The organism is Bacteroides sp. BFG-606, assembly GCF_024788145.1.
Lineage (GTDB): Bacteria > Bacteroidota > Bacteroidia > Bacteroidales > Bacteroidaceae > Bacteroides > Bacteroides vicugnae.
The window spans coordinates 6,485,296-6,505,001 of the sequence record NZ_JANUIL010000001.1; the positions used below are offsets into that span (position 1 = coordinate 6,485,296).

Genomic DNA, 19,706 nt, shown 5'->3' on the forward strand with positions numbered 1-19,706 from the left:
TTAGATAATTGAATTATTTCATTATTAAAAGCGTACGTAGGCTTTTATCGTTACACATTCTTTTCCTGCCGATTTACCATACGGGGCAATGGTGTACTCTTTCACCGCAGCAGGAATGATAAATGTTTCCGCATAATGCACCACGAAAGGTTCAAAGGCGTGAGTAGGACTCTCAACGACGGCCTCTTCTCCCTCCAGCAAATTCAGCACATTTACACTGTCGTTTGTGTGATGCAGCACCGGTGACGAGAAACGGTGACGGCGGGTTTCGATAAATTCATTCGGATGCAATCCGGTACGTTCCTCCATCCACCCATCTCCGGAAGCCACTTCCTTAAACTGATTGCGAAGATGTTCATTTACATATTCCGTATCCCGGTTCCAGTTGATTACGCATTTACCACGTTCCACATTGATTGGGCGTGGTTTTCCATCCAGTCCCAGACGTTGCCAGTCCCATAGTTTGAAAGTAAAGAGGTTCGGAGTCGAACTGATTTCAAGCACCATGCTATTCGCACCGGAACAATGAATCGTTCCTCCCGGAATCAGAAAGTGATCGTGTTTCTTTGTCGGAATCTTGTTGACATACTTTTCTGCGTCGAACACCAATTCACCTTTTTGTGCCTTACGCAAATCGTCGATCATCGCTTCTTTATCAACACCCGTTTTCACTCCCAGATAAACTACGGCATCTTCTTCCGCATCTACCATGTAGTAGCTTTCATCCTGTGTATAATACATACCGAAACTATCACGGATAAATTGAGTGGTAGGATGCACCTGCAAACTCAAATTACCTCCACCTATCGTATCCAAAAAGTCGAAACGGATGGGGAAGTCTTTTCCAAAGCGTGCTTCCACCGGTTCGCCAAGCAACTCTTTACTTTTCAGCAACACCAAATCGACCGAAGGAAGTTCGAAGCGCACTCCGTTCACCTCAAAATAGAGGCTGTTTTCTTCGGGCACACAGTCAAAGCACCAACCAAAATTTTCGCGTTCACGATCCAAATCGCAAACTTCTTTCATCCATTGACCACCCCAGGGAGCCGGATCGAAGAAAGGAACTACCCGGAACGGCGTGTTCACCGTTGCCTCTACCCCTTTAAAGAAAGTATCCTTATCAATCATCTTCGGTGTTCCGGCCACATGGGTGTCAATCCAGAATTCTACCCTGTCAAACAATCTTTCCTTATACCTATCACATACTCTCCAATCATTGAAATAGCCTCTCTTGTATTGCAAAGAAACGGCATCTTTCCGATTGTCTATCCCTAAAGCTTTTACCTCATGCCGACGGAAACGTTGTTGAATTTCCCAACGTGCCATATCCGCATATACAATCATCGCATCCTGCGGAGCCACCATGGCAGCTCCCGTACCTATTATTACAATAGTATCCTCCGCTTCACTAATTTGCTTTTGGGCAGCAGCCAATTTATCCGCATCCAAATAATCTTCCAGTTTCAAATTGGTCACATAGCCAAACAACACATCTTCTGTCATGAAGCGTTCCGTCAAAGTTTGGATCTCTTGTTCCGGTTTCATCAAATCACGTACATTCATCACCTTTCCGGAAAATTCTTTTGAAAAAGCATCCAGCACTTCTTCTTCATATACTCCAGTATATAAATCCACTGCCAGCACTTTTTTTGTATCCATTCGCTTTTTTAACACAGAAATGACAGCATCCCAACCCTGAACAAGCATCCCCGTCAACTTCGTTGAAGGAAATTTATCATAATTAGCTTTTCTCATATTTATAGTTGTTTTCAATCTTATATGTTCATACATATTTTAAATTGTGCAAATTTATAGATTTTATTTTTATTCCAAACAAAACTTGGATTATTTTTTGATAAATCTTATATTTGCTGGAAATAAACCAATCCGGATAGATATGAAAATAGACCATAGCAGCGATAAACCCCTCCACATTCAGGCAGAAGAGATACTTAGAAGGCTCATAGAATCTGAAGAGTACAAAAACGGAAAGCTATTTCCTAACGAAGTCGAATTGTCTGAACAATTACATATTTCAAGGAACACATTAAGACAAGCTATCAACAAACTCGTGTTTGAGGGACTTCTGGTACGAAAGAAAGGATACGGAACGAAGGTGGTAAAGAAAGGTATCGTAGGCGGAGTGAAGAACTGGCTTAGTTTCTCGCAGGAAATGAAGATGTTAGGTATCGAAATACGTAATTTCGAACTACATATCAGCTTGAAACGTCCGACTGAAGAAATCGGCATATTCTTTAATTTAGGTTCTAATCCTGATGCCCGCTGCGTAGTAATGGAGCGCGTCAGAGGAAAAAAGGAATACCCGTTTGTCTACTTTATCTCTTATTTCAACCCTAACATTCCATTGACTGGAGAAGAAGACTACACACGCCCATTATACGAAATGCTGGAAACTCAATATAATATAGTGGTAAAAACCAGCAAAGAGGAGATTTCAGCCAGACTTGCAGGGGAATTTATCGCAGAAAAGCTGGAAATAAAATCCAGTGATCCTATATTAATAAGGAAAAGATTTGTTTATGATGTGAACGGAATGCCGATTGAATACAACATCGGATACTACCGCGCAGACAGTTTTACTTATACAATAGAGGCGGAAAGATGAAGAGTATGTTCATACATACACAACATAGAAAGACTATTTTAAAGACCGGAACTCTTATCTTCTTTTAAAATAGTCTTTTTGCATTCCATTTCTTTGCATTATGCTTTATCCATCATCTATCATTTATTATTAAACTTACCAATAGAGCGCCCGGCAAGAATCCTGTCCAGACTTTCATCCACAACACCTATCATCTGAAGTTTGGATAATAAATGATAGTAGGAAGTTTTTCCTACTCCTTCTATTCTTAACAGACTTTTCCAACCTCTTCCCGATACGATTTCCAGTAAATCTTTTACCGTTCGAACATCTTGATTATACAAAACATTACCCAACCGGGTATCAGCTACTTTGCAAACAGGTAATTGAAGTATCCACTCTTCCTGCTCAACATTTATATTCTTATTATTGTCTGCCAAAGATAAAAAACGAGCATTGATAGCACGTTTTCGATAAGTAGCCAATATATCTTTCTTCAGTTTCAATCCTTTAAGTATAGAGTTATAAATTTGCAATGTCTTTTGATAGGTAATTCGATGCCGACCAGCCACTTTTTCTACTGATTCTCCTGTAGAAATAGAATAGAAAATATTGCGGGCAACAGGGTGAAGAATCAATGCTGCCAGTTCACGAATGATTATTTCATATAGCGGTTTACAGGTCTTCTGTGTTCTCAATACATATAGTAGATCATCGTATCTGGAAATGATAAAGTCACGTTCCAATTTCTTTTCTTCTACGATTTTAGAAAGGTAATCTGCTTCTAAACCAAGTCTTTTGTGAGCTTCCAGATAAGCATCCAAACTCTCATCATCCAAAAACAACTGATCGTTGATTCGGGAACTCGTAATGTATCCAAGATTTGCCCAATTCTTTAAAATAGCCTCTTGGATGTCGTGTCTTTCGGACATCTGTTTTGTTGTGAGCCAATTTGCCATAAAAAAACGGAACTAGATTAATAATATTAACTAGTTCCGTACCTTTTATTATAAAAAAGTACGGAGCTGTCACAATCCCGCTAACAGGAGGTAGTAACGGCTACCCAACGCACACGGGCAGACAGCCCGTACCCTATGAGAAGTCATAGAAGTACAGGCGTCTTCCCGGCGTGAGTTAAAAAATCCGTTACAATTTCCTGTTAGCCGAGGAAACGCACAATCGCATACCACAAAGGCATACTACGTTCCAATGACAAAGGTACAAATACTTTTCGGAAAACAACAAAAGAAAGCCGCAAATGTTTAGTGAAAATCAAAGACAGAATATTGTATTAAAAAAAGCCGGTTATTCGAATCGTTTTAAAGTTTACACAATCCTGTTTTAATGAGGAAACATATCCGGCATCATTTTTTTTCGTGTATTATTGCAGAAGAGATCATCCGGTCTATTTCAATTTTCCGGTAGGACACGTGACTCATAACCTGCCGCTCATTAATGGAGCGAGAGTAGAATTTACCATCAGGGAAAAGGAGGTTGAATTTTATTGTCCTGATAACACTACAGCCCATTCAAACAGCAGAGAAAACAAAGGAACTGTATCTATCAAAACGGTGGGCAAATAAATCTATCTCACGCTTCGAAATTTGGAGCCTCATAGCCAATTGACGCCAACCTTTCATAGTGTCAACTACTTCGGAAATTATTTTTACAGCCATGTCTTTGCTAAGCATATAATCCTCACAAGCATCCAACAAAATCGTCAAATCCGACTCACAAGAAGAACTGGAGATTAGCAAACTTTGCTGTTCATTCAAAGTCGGGTTCATATCATACGCCGGAGAAAGAGTCCACCCTTTGGGAGTTAATAGAAAGCCATGATTACGAAAATGATCATCCGTATTACCCACACAGATATTGAATGCTACTCTACGATAAAGCTCTTGAAGATTAACTTCCACATTCGTACAACCCTGTATCATAAAGTCAACAATATCCAGATAACCATTCCCTGTACCAGCATTAGCTCCATCCATCAATCCAAGCAGAGTCATAGCGGAAGCAAAATGAATGCGCTTTCCATCATCTCTCCGATCAAACCGCTTGGATAAAAAGGTATGATATTTACTTTCTGTAGCAAGTACTCCGGTTGAAGCTACCCTGATTCCAGCTTTCGCTGCCAGAAGATGACAAAAATGTTCCCATAGACCGACATCATAATCATCTTTCCGGGATGGAAATTTAGCGATATACAATATTTCCTGTTCATCAGTCACACTCGCTTTTGGCCGTGCACCTCCAAGAGAGGTACCGGGTTGAATTAGCTGAATCAGCCATTTTTTATCTGGCAAAAGATTCTGTTCTTCACTTTTCTCAATCTCCTGACTGGCATACATCAGTTCCCGGACAGCCGTAAGTGGAGGTATTCGCAATTTATTACTGATATTGATAAAATCACCGTTAGGATTCTCTTTAAAACGAAAACCACCCATCCGAGAAAAGTCATCAATGCCCACTAGATAATCAAATGAAGTCAGTCGACGTACAGCACGTTTTTCTTCTGCTGCCAACAACTGCTCACGTCTGTTCAGTAAAGCTCGTCCCCAGCGATCGGGTAAAGCATCAGAAAAACATCCAAAGATACCTTTGCCTTGTTGGGTATATTGTATTCCAGGATAGTTATTCAAATCTTCACTTAAAAACAAGTCCCCATATTTTTTCAGCCAATCATTACTAAACTGAAATCCATACGTTTCTGAACCACGAAGCACTTCATAGCTCAATTCACCAATCAATTCTATATCTTTCAGCCAATCAAAATCGGCATATACTTCTATCTTTTTCATTGACTAGTTTTCTTTTTAGACGCTCTCTCCCGTTGCTTCAAGCTCAAGTCCTGCAATGCTTTGCCCATTTTATCCTCTTTTGCCAATAAAAGAATATCACCATCCAGCTGCAAAGCATAGAGTACTCTCAAATAAATACCAATAGAAACAGTAGGCAATCCCTTTTCCACCCGTGAGACCGTAAGTTCCGAACAAGTAGCGCGTTCTGCTACCTGCGCAATACTCAAATTCCGTCTCAAACGAGCCAATTTTATTTGTTCGCCTACAATCTGCATTTTCGAAATCAACTTGCGAGGAAGTTTAGTTCCCATCGTACTCTTTGTCATAATCGTAATCTATCATATAATATACAAAGATAAGATTTATTATTTATTATATGATTGGTTGATAAGAAAAAGATTGGATCAGGCGTATGTATACAAAAAGGCAGACTTCAATAAAAGGTTTTCGTTTCATATATAGAATAAAAGGTACATCATTTTGTTTTGTATACAAAACAAAATATTTGATAAAGCTGCTCTAATCTATTTCACAATATCATTCAAGTCAAAATAAAGCAAACGTGTAGCAGAATCCACATCTTCATTATTCAAAGGAATAAATCCATTTTTCTCATAAAAAGGAACAGCTGCCGCATACGCATCTACAGTTAAAAAGCGACAACCCGTTTTATTTTCAATAACAAAGTAACTTTTGATAAAATTCAACAGGAATGAGCCTATTGATTGACCTTTCACAGATAAATCGACTCCTAAACGACAAATTTTAGCGGCAGGATAACTTTTTAAACGTTTCTCATTCACAAACCGATGCTTTCGAAAACGATTAAATTCTGTTTTATTCTCAAAATCAGACAAAGAAATACGATCATTAGCAAGGCTAAAATATGCGACTGTTTGTTGTCCCATTTTATTTTCAAGTACATAACTTACAGCTAACAAAGCTTCCCGATAAAGAAAAGATTCATTTAAAATAAAATCGTTCAGATCGGTATCTCCACAATCGAACGATTTTATTTTTTCTGAGATATTTAATTTACGCATCTCATACGCTTCCTCTATCAACTGACGATTCATTTTTTATTTTTTAAAGATTTTCATTGCCAGTTCATAGTCTTTCAACCTTTTTTCCCGCTGCTCCGGCGTTTCACTACGCTTCTCTTTCATCCGTTCTTCAAATCGCCGAGCATCTTCTCCGAAAAGTATCGGAGTTTCCTTAATTGGTCTTGCCATACTTATACAACTCCTTTCTTTTGGTTTATACGCTACAAAAGTAATTGAATAAATCAGGAAGTGCAAGTTATTACGAAGTTATCTTATTCATATAAAAAACTACTCTACAATTAAAGCACCTCTCTCTTGCATAAAGTAGCTACTTTTGTAGCACATATCAATTCGTTCCACAAATATGGAACGAAACAATAACAGATGTGGAACTAAAGGGAAACAACTGTAGAACTAAAAGTCAACAGTTGTAGAACGAATTAATAGTAACTATAAAATCACTAAACATTAGTATATGAGTGCAATATATGACCTATTTGAGACTCCTAGTCCAAACAAAGAAGAGAAACAACCGCTACACGCCCGTATTGTCTCCAAAGGAACCGTAGGTAAAGAAGAGTTTCTGGATCGTGTCCACAAGTTTACCGGTATCAGCAGAAGTTTATTGGCAGGAGCCATGGAAGCCTTTGCCAATGAAGCACGGGATTTACTAGCCGACGGCTGGAATGTAGAAATAGGGAACTTCGGATTCTTCTCTACCTCGCTGCAATGTCCGCCAATTAAAGATAAAAAAGAAATTCGGGCAGCGTCTGTCCAAATGAAAAATATTAATTTCCGCGCAAGCCGTCCATTCAAGAAAGAAGTAGGCGATAAAATGAGGCTGCAACGAGGAGAATCTATCACACGCCCTAAGAAAAATAGTATCTCCCGTGAGACGTGTCGCGACCGCCTCAACACATACTTGGAAAATCACCTATTCATCAGCCGGACAGATTATAGCCATCTGACAGGACGAAATAAAAAAGTGGCTATTGAAGAATTAAAATCCTTTATCACTGACGGAATAATAAGGAAAGAAGGGATTGGAAAGTTGACTGTATATATAAAGGTATAAACATCACAAAAACTCTTGGCACAAGTAGAATTGCTTATTTATCCTTTATCTTATCTACAAGACAAAATAATAGATATATTATCTTGTCTGTAGGATAAAAATGCTTATATTTGTATTATCAATAAGATATATACATTATGATGAATAGAACAATTCTAAAATCTGTAATTGCGGACAACCAACTTGAAGTCCCTAAATATAAAGTGATTCCAAGAAATTTCAACTTCGAGGAATTTGGGAATTATGTGTTTGTCGGCATAAGACGTGCCGGAAAATCATTTTTGCTTTATCAACGGATGCAACAACTCCTTTCACTAGGAATGGGTTGGGATGAGATGCTTTATATCAATTTTGAAGATGAACGGCTTGTTGGAATGTGCGTGAATGATTTAAACTTGCTGCTTGAAATTCATCTTGAGATGTATGGCAAAAGACCTATACTATTTCTTGATGAAATACAGAATATCACAGGTTGGGATAAGTTTGCACGTCGTATGGCAGACACTAAACATAGAGTATACATCACCGGCAGTAATGCAAAAATGCTTAGCGGAGATGTACAGACTACTCTCGGTGGACGATATATAACCGTAGACGTATACCCTTACAATTTCAAAGAATATCTTACAGCCAATAACATCGAACTAACCCCTATGTCCCTTATAGCTACGGAGAAGAAAGCCGAAATATTGCGCAAATTCAACGATTATTTTTTCTTTGGCGGATTTCCGGAAGGTGCCACACTTAATGCAAAACGGGATTATCTGACCAGTATATATCAAAAAATCTATCTGGGAGATATAGCTACGCGTCATTCGATTGACAATACATTTGCTCTTAGAGTATTGTTTAAGAAAATAGCCGAAAGCGTCAAACAACCCATATCCTTTAATCGCATCGCCAATATAGTTTCATCAACTGGCGCCAAAGTGGGTGTAACCACTGTTATAAACTACATGGAATATGCTAAAGACGCATGGCTCATTTCATCTATTCATAATATTGCCGGTAAATTAGCCGACAAGGAAAGTACGCCTAAATATTATTTTAATGACAACGGGATTCTAAATCTCTTTTTACTTGACGGACAAACATCTTTATTGGAAAATTTAGTTGCCATAACCCTACTTAGACGCTATGGACACAAAGATACTGTTTTTTTCTATAATAAAGGCATAGAGGTTGACTTTTATCTTCCGGATAGCACCACAGCCATTCAGGTATGTTACTCCTTAGACAACAGTGACGGAACATACGACCGTGAAGTGGGAGCTCTCATTAAGCTATCCAGAGTCCTCGACTGTTCCCAACTGATGATAATTACATATTCTGAAGAACGGACTATTGAAATAGAAGGAAAACTAATTGAAATACTCCCTATTTGGAAATGGCTATTAAAGTAGAAAATATAAGAATCTATAAATCAGAAGTATACAAACAAAATAAATAAAAGTGAATCAAAGTACGTACATCTAGGACCGTTAAAGCACCTCCCCGGAAAGTGCCCATAGTATCTTTGCATCGTGATCACAAAGAGAATTGATAACTAAAGTAACTAATTAAAAAAACAAAAAACTATGGCACTTAGATACGTCATTAAAAAAAGAACATTCGGCTTTGACAAAACTAAAGCTGAAAAGTATGTAGCACAAAATGTAATCACCAATACGGTGGATTTCAGAGATTTGTGCGAGGAAATCACTAAAGTCGGAATGGTTCCCAGTGGAGCGGTAAAATTTGTACTCGATGCTTTGATCGATACATTAAATCTCAACCTTAGAAAAGGTATTTCTGTTCAATTAGGAGATTTCGGATGCTTCCGTCCAGGTATGAATTGCGAAAGTCAGGATACTGAAAAAGAGGTAGATAGCGATACGATACGCAGAGTGAAAATTATTTTCACTCCGGGCTACAAATTCAAAGAGATGCTTAGTAAAGTCAGTGTTCAAAAAGCGGTGGCTTCCGATGATGGCTCCATCAGCCCGGAACAACCGGATTCCAACCCGAATCCCAATCCGGATGACGGCAAAGGAGAAGCACCGGACCCGGCAGCATAAGATTAATTATCAGCCTTTAAAAGCAGGAAAACAGTACCCGTCCGTAGGCGGGTACTGTTTTCCAAAGTATTCTTATAAAAGACTTGACAACGCCTTTTTTATTTTGTACCTTTACAACATCTTAAAACATTAAACTATCAACATGAAAGAATTGCCATCAGAAGAGGAAGAAATTCCGTTTCGCATTAAAACTTATAAGAAAAAGGAATTGGCTTGTATGTACAATCCGAACATTACACCCCGTTGCGCCATACGCATATTCACCAAATGGATTAAAATAAATAAAGAACTGCTCCGGTTATTGACTGCCACAGGTTATCATCCGCGTACACGAACTTTTACTCCCCGACAGGTACAAATCATAACCAGTATTCTGGACATTCCATAAGGATGTCCAGAATACTGGTTTTATCATTGCAGTTGTCCCGCCGCTTTCAAATAAGCCACATAATTCACAGTATGTCGGTACATCTCCTAAAGAATATCAGAACAAGAAGATAGGACTGTTGCCTTCGTGAGTCAGCAAAACAAAATTCTATTCTTTTTTGATATTACAATAATCTGAATTGGAATATAATCAATAAAAAAGGATTATTCACCGATTGCGTACAATATTGATATATAATCGTCCTATTCTTATATTAAAAACAGCTACCCAACACTACCTTTGTTACCAACCGATTATTTTCGGAAGATTGTATTAGTTAAACAAGCCGTTTTACTTGGTATACTTCGAAAATAATTCATAAGTTTGTTTTGTATTAAAGGAGTCCATTGTATGTATAAGAAGTATATCCCTTTTCTTTTATTATTTATTTCTACTCTTTCGTTTGGACAAAATATACATTTTCAGGCACTCGGAGTAGAAAATGGTATTTCACAACCCACAATCACATCTATTTATCAAGACGAGTTCGGTATTATCTGGATAGGGACCAAAGATGGCCTGAACCGATATAACGGCACTGACTTCCATATATTCCGTCCGATAGAGAACGATAAAAACAGCTTGTACAATAATAACATCGGTACCATCTGCGGTGATAAAAACGGTCATATTTATATCCGGTGCAAATACGCCGTAGTAGAATATGATATTAGAAAAAACACCTTCCATACTATCCGTAATAACAATATCCAGGCCATTGACTACGGCAACTCCCAGTTATGGGTTTGCACGAGAGATTCATTGTTCACCTACAACCGCACAGAAGATAAATTAGCATATTATTACCACCTGGACAGCGCACGCATATCATGCGTCACTGAAGATCATGAAGGCAACCTGTATGTAGGAACCATGAATAAAGGCTTGTACATGATAGACAGCAACAAGAAATGGCTTAATTATCTTCCCGATAAAGATATAACCTGTATTTATGAAGATTCCAAGAAAAACATCTGGATAGGGACTAAGGATGACGGACTTTTCCGGCTAGACAGAAACGGTGTACAAACCAACTACAAGGACGGACCTTATAAAAACAGGCTTTCCAGTAATTATATCCGTTGCATTATGGAAGACAGCTGGGGGAATTACTGGATAGGGACTTTTAAAGGGCTGGACAAGCTGGATGTCTCCACCAATATTACTCATTACAGTGAAGACAACAAGCCTTATAGCCTAAGCAACTCTTCTATCATTTGTATGATGAAAGATCAGCAAGGGACCTTCTGGATAGGTACCTACTATGGAGGAATCAACCTATTTAATCCGGATTATGAAATCTATACCTATTATTATCCGGATGAATCGCAGAAAGGAAAATTGACTTCTCCTTTCGCCGGAAGAATGAAAGAAGACTCCAAAGGCGGCATTTGGATCGCAACAGAAGGCGGAGGAGTGAATTATCTCGATAGAAAAACAAAAAACTTCATCGAATATAAACATAGTAATAATAGTAATTCTCTTACATCCAATGCAATCCAAGCTCTATATCTGGATGAGAAGAACCAGCTCCTATGGATAGGAACGCTAAAGGGAGGATTGGACAAGCTGGATTTGAAAACACAGAAATTCACCAACTACAGACATATTCCCGGCAAGGAGAATACATTGATTAACGATATAGTCCGGAAAATTATTCCGTATAAAGGAAACTTGTTGCTGGCCACCCACGACGGTATCGGTTTATTTAATCCGCAAACCGGAGAATGTACCAAACTATTAATGGACAGCAAACTCAACAACAGGCAGATCATCGATATGCATCTCGACAAGCATGACAATCTATGGTTTTCCTATTACCGGGGGCTGGTAAAGTATAATATTGAAACCCATAAACGGGATGAATACTTTGTTCCCAACACCTCCGGAAGAGTCATAGGAAGCAACCTTATAAATGTACTCTTTGAAGATAAAAAAGGAAACATATGGGCAGGTTCTTCCGGAGACGGGATATTTCTATACCAACCTGATACTAATACATTCAAGTCGTTTAACTCACAAAATTCAGACTTGATTAACGATTATATCCTGGATATAAACGAATCTCTTTCCGGTTACCTTCTGATAGCAAGCAACCAGGGCTTTTCTCGTTTTGACATGGAAAACGAGCGGTTTTATAACTATAACAAACAAAATGGTTTCCCGATGACAGCGTTGAATCCTTACGGATTGTTTGTTGCCCATGATAATGAGATCTTCCTATCCGGTCCTAAGATGATGATATCTTTCTTTGAAAAGGAACTGAATTCTTACGTTAAACCTTATCAACTGAACTTTACTTCATTGGAGGTGAACAATAAACTCATATTGCCTAATGATGGTTCCGGTATCCTTTCCGAGTCTATCTTATATCAACCGCAAATCACTCTGAACCACAACCATTCCATACTCACTGTTAATTTCTCATTATCAAATTATGTATCAGTACTAAGAAATCGGATTTACTATAAACTGGAGGGCTTTGATAAAGAATGGATGAGTGCCGGTTATCGCAAAGGTATCACTTATACGAACCTGAATCCGGGTAACTACAAGCTAATGATAAAAAGCTCCGAAGAATATTCCGGAAGGGAAAGCATTTGCAAAGAAATAGACATTATTGTAAAACCGCCTTTCTATAAATCGACATGGGCGTACTGTTCTTATGTCGTTATCATGATTATTTCTCTCTATATAATAGTGAGTTTCTACTCTTCCAAGTTGAAATTGAGGGCCTCACTTGAATATGAGAAGAAAGAAAAAAAGCAGATAGAAGAATTGAACCAGTCCAAACTCCGATTTTTCACTAATATATCACATGAATTCCGTACTCCGCTTACTCTGATTGTGAGTCAGCTGGAAATGTTGATGGAACGGAATGATATTCAACCGCTAGTATATGGCAGACTGATAGGCATCCATAGAAACACACTGCGCATGAAACGTTTGATAACCGAATTGCTTGACTTCAGGAAACAAGAGCAGGGATTCGAAAAGTTTAAATATAGCAAACAGAATATCTATTCGTTTCTGGATGAAATTTATCTATCCTTCAAGGAATATGCCAGAGGCAAACAGATTATTTTCGAATACTTCAACAAAGACCGTTCATTAGATGTATGGTTTGATGTGGTGCAACTGGAAAAGGTTATTTATAATTTATTGTCCAATGCCTTTAAATATACACCTCTCGGAGGTACGGTTTCGTTGTCAGTACAAGAGTATGAAAACAGCGTTATGATACTTATTTCAGATACGGGAATCGGCATTGCCGAAGAAAATTTGGACAAGATATTCGACCGCTTCTATCAAGTCGACAGCTTGGATAACCAGAAAGGTACGGGCATCGGGCTGGCTCTTGCAAAAAGTATTATCGAAGCTCACCAAGGTAAAATCGGCGCCCGAAGCCGGGAGGGAAAAGGAACGACATTTGTCGTCGAGTTGCCTTTGGGAGACAGCCACATATCGGCTTCACAAAAGATAGAGACTCCTGATATTGATTCATACTGCATCTCGTTACTGAAGATGGATGATGAAAAGATGCCGGAGGAACTGCCGGATGACGACAACTCCGACAGTAAGGAAGAACCGTCGAATAAAATACTGATTGTCGAAGATAACGAAGAGTTAAGAGAACTGCTAGTACGGTTATTCTCCAAAGTATATTCGGTTTATGAAGCACAAGACGGTGAAGAAGGTTTTGAAAAAACCAAAGAAGTGCAACCCGATATTGTGCTTAGTGACATCATGATGCCCAAAATGTCCGGTATAGAAATGTGCCGGATGATTAAGAGTAATTTTGAAACGTCACACATTCCTGTAATACTGCTCACAGCACAGACTGCGGAAGAATTTACTATACAAGGGTTAAAAATGGGGGCGGATGACTATATCACCAAACCTTTTAATGTGAAACATTTGTTTATGCGTTGTAATAACCTGGTGAACGGCAGAAAGCTGTTACAGAAAAAATATGCTAAACAAATGGATAATAATATAGATATTCTGGCAACCAATGGGGCAGACCAGCAATTTATGGAACAATGTGTGACCTGTATCGAACAGAACATCGATAATCCCGATTTTGACGTGAATATGTTTGCACAGGCTTTAAACATCGGACGCACTAAGTTATTCCTGAAACTGAAAGGAATAACAGGACAGACACCGAATGATTTTATTTTGAACGTCAGACTGAAAAAAGCACAAATGCTGCTGATCCAGTCTGACACTAAAACAATTTCAGAAATAGCTTATGAAGTAGGTTTCAACTCTCCAAGCTATTTCATTAAACGATTCAGGGAATTGTTTGGAATGACACCGGCGCAGTTCCAGAAAGGAGAAGAAAAAAAGACTCCCGAATAAGCACTTTCCAGATTAGCGGTGCTTTATCTGAATTTATCAATACGTGGAATAAATTTATTATCCATTTTAAATACAATAATCATACTATGAAAACAAAGCTATTAGGTGCTTTTGGCCTGTTATTCCCATTATTATTGACAGCAGCCAATATTCAAAGAATAACTCCTGTCACCTCTGATAAGAGTGTCAAGATAGAAGTAGCATTATCAGCAGAGGCAGGTGAACGGTTATTATTTGATGCTACCATTGTCGGTTCACAGAATAAAGAGAAACTATGCAGCTTTTCCAAAGAATATCTCTTTACTCATAAAACCGATACGACAGTAGTACTGGAGACAGGCCAACTGACTCCTAAATTGTGGAGTCCGGTTTCACCTGTACTCTATGATCTGACACTAAAAGCCGGGGAGCAGACTTTTCAGAAGAAAATCGGATTCAGAAAGTTCGAGATGCATAACGGTATCTTCTATTTAAATGACAACCCGATCTACCTGAGAGGCAATGCCATAAATCCACCGGAACGTGGCATACCGGAACAACTGGAACAAAGTAAAGAGTTTGCCCGTGACTATGTGCGATATATGAAAAGCCTCCATATAAATATCATCCGTATCCCTGATAACCAAAATTGGATGGACGTATGCGACGAAGAAGGAATGATGATATTCGCCGGCCGGTACGGTCGCCCCAAACATGCAACCCAAACAGCTCCCCCGAAAGATTTTGAACTATCGCTCAAAACTTATAAGGAAATAGATTTAGGCCCGTTCGCCTCCCATCCTTCTGTTGTGATTTATATCTTATCCAACGAAATGCCTTACGAAGGAAAGGCGGGTGATTTATACAGAGATTTTCTCACCCGAATGTATCAGGAACTCAAAAAATGGGATAATACCCGCCTGTATATATGTAATGCAGGCTATGGTCTGGGGAAATCTGCAGACATTTATGACGTGCACAGATATTGGGGATGGTATTACAACTCTTTTCTTACTTACCTGAATATGCGCGATAAGGATATGTGGCAGAATCCGGGCAAAGTACAGCCGATCACCTTTACGGAATGTGTTGGCAATTATACCGGTATAGACGGACGCTTTAACCTCTGTTCAAGAACCAAACAACCCGGTTCTCAAAAATGCTGGACAGGGCATTTGCCTGATACGGAACAGGCAGAAGCAGCCATGGCCTATCAGGCGTTTGTCCTGAAAAATGCCACGGAACTATTCCGGCGTTTGAGAAGCCAAAACGATTGTCTGGCAGGCACCATGCCCTTCACAATTGTATTTCATAATTGGGATGGAGTGAAATCTTTTGCCGAAATGAAGCCAAAACCGGTTGCCGGACAATATCAACTTAGTTATCAGCCCATATTATTGAGCTGGGAAAACTGGCAATCACAGATATATGCAGGAAACAAACTTTCAGTGGTGGCTCATGTGGTAAATGATGACGATTACTGCAATGCATTGAGTGATGTCCGCCTGCATTGGTGGATTGAACAGGAAGGCAGGAAAGTGATATCGGGAGAAAATGAATTTCCGTTTGTACCTTATTACGGAACCGGTAAATTGCCTCTGACTATCAATATCCCCCCCAATTTGCTTACGGGAGATTATTTATTAAAAGGAGAGATTTATTCCAAAGGCAAAAAAGTGTCATATAATGAAAGCGAATTATTTATAGCCGGAAAGGACTGGAACAGCGCAGTTGATGCAACAGCTACGATTTCCGTATATGACACCACACCGGAACAACAGACTTTGAATTGTTTGAAAAGAAACGGATATTCGGTGAAACCAGTACGTTCAATAACAGAACTCACCCAAAACTCCACGCTTGTCATCGGCAAAAACTCATGGAATGATAATTTTGACAGGCAGACCGGAGAACTGAAAGCATATATCAATAAGGGTGGCCGCATAATTTGTTTGGAGCAGGATAAAACAGACTTCAACCAATCCTGGTCACCTATAAAGATTGAATTTCTGCAGCACAGTAATAACGACCCGGTCTATCTGTCACCTTCTCTGGCATATAAAGACGGAATGAATATTAACCTGGAACGTCCCTATCATCCGATTTTCAAAGGATTAAATCCCCGTATGTTCAGGCTATGGTCTGACTATACATCCTATGATGAGTCGAAGAATGGTTTTCCGGCCATCTACCCTGTAAAAGCCGGTTATGACCTGCAATCACCCTCCATGAAGGATGTAGCTGTTCTTGCCAATTATAGCCGTGCTCTGGCTGCTACGGCATTATCCGAAATATTTATAGGTAAAGGTTCCATCCTTTTATCCGGATTTGACTTGATAGACCACTGCGGAACAGATCCAGTAGCTGACAAACTTTTGTCCAACATGATTCAATACATGGCTGTCGATAAGAAGCACGAACGATATGTAGCCGTAAACGATTCCATTATCTGGGGAGACTATGCCTCCGAACGAGGAATCGTCAATGCTCCCTGCAACGGCCTGATGGTAAACACGGTTCCTATCATTCCTAAGGGACAGGAAGAACTGCCTAAGTATAAAGTGCAGATTGACGAATATGGCTATCAGTATGCAGGTTCCTACGGAGGCTGGAATTCGAAACCGGGAGTACAATACGTTCCTTATGGCAGACGCCCGATGGCCCCATTCAAATTCTCGCGTGGTGGAAGCCCTATAATCGATAAGTCGTCCACTATTGGAGAAGGTTACTTTTATCTGGCACTTCCCCGAAAAGCGAAGACTATGATTACCGTATTGGAGAACCCGGTAGAAGAACCTCTTAATATCAGTCTTTCGGTTGCAGAAGGAGAATGGAAAGAGTATGTTATTCAACCTAAACAGCAGTTGGTTATCAGAACAAATATCTCTCATTTAAAAGACAGTATGAAGGTGATGCTGAAAGGAGACAGGCGTACCATATTGTTAAAGACGATAATAAGCAAATCGAAAAGTTAACTTCCGTACGATGTTACTTCTTAAAAGAACGATTTTTATATCTTATAATGTACAAAAGCAGGATATTTGCCAATGAATTTTAATCAGGCAAACTATGAAACGCATATTATTCTCTTTGTATTTATCTCTGATAGCAATACTGACTTTTGCAACAGACGGATTTACGGTAGCAGATGTCTTTACGGACCATATGGTGTTGCAGCGAAATGCCATAATAAAGATATGGGGAGAAGCTCAAAACGGCTCACTGGTTGAGGTCCGGTTTGCAGGGCAGCTTCAGAAAGTAAAAGCCATTCAGGGAAAATGGCAAGTGACATTGAAGACCGGAGAAGCCGGAGGACCCTATAAATTAGAAGTTATAAACGGTAATAATAAGGTTAGTTTTCAAGATGTTTTAATAGGTGACGTATGGTTGGCGGGTGGTCAGTCGAACATGGAATTCGCTTTACGCAGGGTAAAAGATGCTCAAACGGAAATTAGTTTGGCAGACTATCCACAAATACGTTATTATAAAGTACCGAGAAAATTCTACCCGGAACAGGAAGTGTCCAAAGCATCATGGAGGGTATGTTCACCGCAGACAGCACCGGAGTTTTCTGCTATCGCTTATTATTTTTCCAGAAACATACATAAAGAGTTGAATGTTCCTATCGGTATCATTCAGACTCCGGTAGGAGGAACCACGGTGGAGGCCTGGACAAGCAGGACACTGCTGATGTCGGACAAAGACTTCCAGCCGATAGTACAGCATTATGACAGTATGGTGAATTCTTACGGACCGGACGGGTACGAGAAATTATACAACCGTTATGTTTCAAGCCTGACAGAATATCACCAGCTGAGCGAAGAACAAAAGAAATATATAGACAAACCGGTAGAACCTATGGGAAGAAAGAATTTCCATAGGCCGATAGGGTTGTCCGAGACAATGCTAAACACTGTTATCCCTTACACATTGAAAGGTTTCCTCTTTTATCAGGGAGAGTCGAACACAGCCCGCGGAGCGCAGTACCGCAAACTGTTCCCTGCCATGATAAAGGAATGGAGAACTGCTTGGGGACAGGGAGATATTCCTTTTCTCTTTATTCAGTTACCCAGATTCGAAACGAAAACACGCTATTGGTATGAACTACGTGAAGCGCAATACCTCACCTCACTCCATGTAAAAAATACAGCAATGGTTGTCGCTTTCGATCAGGGTAATCCGAAAGATATTCATCCCATAGTGAAAGACACGGTAGGCTGGCGGTTGTCTCAATTAGCACTAGGAAAAGTTTACGGTAAAAAAGTGGTTTGCCAAGGACCGGAGTTCAAAAAGATGACGAAAACTGCCGATGGCTCTTTGCTACTTGATTTTGCCAATACCGGTACAGGACTCGTTAGCAAAGACAAAGCAGCAACACTTTCAGGCTTCACTGTTGCGGGTAAAGACGGCAAGTTTTATCCCGCTGAAGCAATAATCGTAGGCAAAAATCAAGTAAAAGTGAAAAATAATCTGGTGACAAATCCCGTAGATGTCCGTTACCTCTGGGTGAATAGTACCGATATGAACTTATTTAATGAAGAGGGTTTTCCGGCAGTTCCTTTCCGTACAGACAAATATCAGTTGATGACAGAAGGTGTCCATATTAATCCTGAACCAAAAATTCCTGACCTTGATTTGTTTCTTTTTATCGGTCAGTCCAATATGGCCGGAAGAGGATATATCACAGATAACTATAAAGGTTATATTAAAAACACATATCTGCTTACTCCCACCGGCAGTATGGAACCGGCACGCAATCCTCTGAATAAATATTCTACGATCCGCAAACGATTGGGTTTACAAGGAGTAGGACCTGCCTATTCATTTGCAAAATCAATCACAGAAAGAACCGGACGTCCACTAGGACTGGTAGTCAATGCCCGTGGAGGCAGTTCAATCAACTCATGGATGAAGGGAGCAAAAGATAATTATTATGATGAAACCCTGTCACGTATACGTCAAGCGATGAAGTTCGGTACACTAAAAGCCATCATCTGGCATCAAGGAGAAAGCGACAGTAATGACCCGGCAACATATATGCCGAAACTACAAGAACTGATAGCCAATTTACGGAAAGACCTAAATAATGAAAAACTCCCATTTATTGTAGGCGAACTGGCAGAATGGAGAAAGAATGGAACATCGGAAACATTCAATGAAATGTTACGCACGGTTCCAAAACACATTCCTTATTCTTATTGCGTGTCATCCAAAGAATTAGTTCCTCTGATTAATGAAAGTGACCCTCATTTCAGCGCAGACAGCCAGATCATTCTGGGACGCAGATATGCAGAAGCTACCTATAATGCTTGTTACTCCGGAAAATAAATACATACCATAAAATACAAAAG

14 protein-coding genes and 1 pseudogene are annotated in these 19,706 nt (G+C 39.5%); 9 read left to right on the forward strand and 6 right to left on the reverse strand.

The features are described from left to right. Positions 1 to 24: 24 nt before the first annotated feature. Positions 25 to 1,755, reverse strand: a complete 1,731-nt coding sequence (locus tag NXV01_RS25250; protein ID WP_259023376.1) for a class I mannose-6-phosphate isomerase — start codon at positions 1,753 to 1,755, stop codon at positions 25 to 27. A 142-nt stretch (positions 1,756 to 1,897) separates the two neighbouring features. Here NXV01_RS25250 and NXV01_RS25255 point away from each other — a divergent pair, with 142 nt between their 5' ends. After that, on the forward strand, positions 1,898 to 2,626 hold the full coding sequence (locus tag NXV01_RS25255; protein WP_258981765.1) for a GntR family transcriptional regulator: 729 nt from the start codon (positions 1,898 to 1,900) through the stop codon (positions 2,624 to 2,626). 119 nt (positions 2,627 to 2,745) lie between these two features. Here NXV01_RS25255 and NXV01_RS25260 read toward each other — a convergent pair whose 3' ends face one another. Then, positions 2,746 to 3,537, reverse strand: coding sequence for a hypothetical protein (locus tag NXV01_RS25260; RefSeq protein WP_148365188.1), 792 nt, complete (start codon positions 3,535 to 3,537; stop codon positions 2,746 to 2,748). A gap of 462 nt (positions 3,538 to 3,999) precedes the next feature. Between NXV01_RS25260 and NXV01_RS25265 the strand changes: the two are divergent. After that, a pseudogene (locus tag NXV01_RS25265) lies at positions 4,000 to 4,113 on the forward strand (LD-carboxypeptidase); the annotation flags it as partial. A 21-nt stretch (positions 4,114 to 4,134) separates the two neighbouring features. Here NXV01_RS25265 and NXV01_RS25270 read toward each other — a convergent pair. The 4 genes from NXV01_RS25270 to NXV01_RS25285 form a co-directional block, all read right to left on the reverse strand. Further along, positions 4,135 to 5,409 (reverse strand): type II toxin-antitoxin system HipA family toxin, encoded by a 1,275-nt coding sequence (locus NXV01_RS25270; protein ID WP_074559462.1) that lies wholly within the window; start codon positions 5,407 to 5,409, stop codon positions 4,135 to 4,137. Continuing rightward, a complete protein-coding gene (locus NXV01_RS25275) occupies positions 5,406 to 5,735 on the reverse strand; it encodes a helix-turn-helix domain-containing protein (RefSeq protein WP_074559463.1) in 330 nt (109 codons plus the stop codon). Before NXV01_RS25275 ends, NXV01_RS25270 begins: the two co-directional genes overlap by 4 nt. Positions 5,736 to 5,933: 198 nt before the next feature. Continuing rightward, a complete protein-coding gene (locus NXV01_RS25280; RefSeq protein ID WP_217721233.1) occupies positions 5,934 to 6,485 on the reverse strand; it encodes a GNAT family N-acetyltransferase in 552 nt (183 codons plus the stop codon). Positions 6,486 to 6,488: 3 nt separating this feature from the next. Continuing rightward, a complete protein-coding gene (locus NXV01_RS25285; protein ID WP_004326181.1) occupies positions 6,489 to 6,641 on the reverse strand; it encodes a hypothetical protein in 153 nt (50 codons plus the stop codon). 286 nt (positions 6,642 to 6,927) lie between these two features. On the opposite strand from NXV01_RS25285, the gene NXV01_RS25290 reads away from it, so the two are divergent. From NXV01_RS25290 to NXV01_RS25320, 7 genes are all read left to right on the forward strand, one after another. Beyond that, positions 6,928 to 7,527: a DNA-binding protein gene (locus NXV01_RS25290; RefSeq protein ID WP_217721234.1), complete on the forward strand. Its 600-nt coding sequence runs from the start codon at positions 6,928 to 6,930 to the stop codon at positions 7,525 to 7,527. 137 nt (positions 7,528 to 7,664) lie between these two features. Next, positions 7,665 to 8,930, forward strand: coding sequence for an ATP-binding protein (locus tag NXV01_RS25295; protein WP_217721235.1), 1,266 nt, complete (start codon positions 7,665 to 7,667; stop codon positions 8,928 to 8,930). A 174-nt stretch (positions 8,931 to 9,104) separates the two neighbouring features. After that, positions 9,105 to 9,584 (forward strand): HU family DNA-binding protein, encoded by a 480-nt coding sequence (locus NXV01_RS25300; RefSeq protein ID WP_259023377.1) that lies wholly within the window; start codon positions 9,105 to 9,107, stop codon positions 9,582 to 9,584. A 142-nt stretch (positions 9,585 to 9,726) separates the two neighbouring features. Continuing rightward, positions 9,727 to 9,972, forward strand: coding sequence for a DUF4248 domain-containing protein (locus NXV01_RS25305; protein WP_004299385.1), 246 nt, complete (start codon positions 9,727 to 9,729; stop codon positions 9,970 to 9,972). Positions 9,973 to 10,362: 390 nt separating this feature from the next. Next, complete coding sequence (locus tag NXV01_RS25310) at positions 10,363 to 14,376, forward strand: two-component regulator propeller domain-containing protein (protein ID WP_217721236.1); 4,014 nt, start codon at positions 10,363 to 10,365, stop codon at positions 14,374 to 14,376. Between the two features lie 86 nt (positions 14,377 to 14,462). After that, positions 14,463 to 17,330: a glycoside hydrolase family 2 TIM barrel-domain containing protein gene (locus NXV01_RS25315; RefSeq protein ID WP_259023378.1), complete on the forward strand. Its 2,868-nt coding sequence runs from the start codon at positions 14,463 to 14,465 to the stop codon at positions 17,328 to 17,330. A 94-nt stretch (positions 17,331 to 17,424) separates the two neighbouring features. Continuing rightward, on the forward strand, positions 17,425 to 19,683 hold the full coding sequence (locus tag NXV01_RS25320) for a sialate O-acetylesterase (RefSeq protein ID WP_259023379.1): 2,259 nt from the start codon (positions 17,425 to 17,427) through the stop codon (positions 19,681 to 19,683). The last annotated feature ends 23 nt before the right edge of the window (positions 19,684 to 19,706 follow it).

What these genes read in the sequence shown, in the direction of transcription:
- NXV01_RS25270 (WP_074559462.1), bottom strand. Translation starts at nt 5,409, where the DNA reads ATGAAAAAGATAGAAGTATATGCCGATTTTGATTGGCTGAAAGATATA.
- NXV01_RS25310 (WP_217721236.1), top strand. Translation starts at nt 10,363, where the DNA reads ATGTATAAGAAGTATATCCCTTTTCTTTTATTATTTATTTCTACTCTT.
- NXV01_RS25295 (WP_217721235.1), top strand. Translation starts at nt 7,665, where the DNA reads ATGATGAATAGAACAATTCTAAAATCTGTAATTGCGGACAACCAACTT.
- NXV01_RS25255 (WP_258981765.1), top strand. Translation starts at nt 1,898, where the DNA reads ATGAAAATAGACCATAGCAGCGATAAACCCCTCCACATTCAGGCAGAA.
- NXV01_RS25285 (WP_004326181.1), bottom strand. Translation starts at nt 6,641, where the DNA reads ATGGCAAGACCAATTAAGGAAACTCCGATACTTTTCGGAGAAGATGCT.
- NXV01_RS25250 (WP_259023376.1), bottom strand. Translation starts at nt 1,755, where the DNA reads ATGAGAAAAGCTAATTATGATAAATTTCCTTCAACGAAGTTGACGGGG.
- NXV01_RS25280 (WP_217721233.1), bottom strand. Translation starts at nt 6,485, where the DNA reads ATGAATCGTCAGTTGATAGAGGAAGCGTATGAGATGCGTAAATTAAAT.
- NXV01_RS25290 (WP_217721234.1), top strand. Translation starts at nt 6,928, where the DNA reads ATGAGTGCAATATATGACCTATTTGAGACTCCTAGTCCAAACAAAGAA.
- NXV01_RS25305 (WP_004299385.1), top strand. Translation starts at nt 9,727, where the DNA reads ATGAAAGAATTGCCATCAGAAGAGGAAGAAATTCCGTTTCGCATTAAA.
- NXV01_RS25315 (WP_259023378.1), top strand. Translation starts at nt 14,463, where the DNA reads ATGAAAACAAAGCTATTAGGTGCTTTTGGCCTGTTATTCCCATTATTA.
- NXV01_RS25260 (WP_148365188.1), bottom strand. Translation starts at nt 3,537, where the DNA reads ATGTCCGAAAGACACGACATCCAAGAGGCTATTTTAAAGAATTGGGCA.
- NXV01_RS25275 (WP_074559463.1), bottom strand. Translation starts at nt 5,735, where the DNA reads ATGACAAAGAGTACGATGGGAACTAAACTTCCTCGCAAGTTGATTTCG.
- NXV01_RS25320 (WP_259023379.1), top strand. Translation starts at nt 17,425, where the DNA reads ATGAAACGCATATTATTCTCTTTGTATTTATCTCTGATAGCAATACTG.
- NXV01_RS25300 (WP_259023377.1), top strand. Translation starts at nt 9,105, where the DNA reads ATGGCACTTAGATACGTCATTAAAAAAAGAACATTCGGCTTTGACAAA.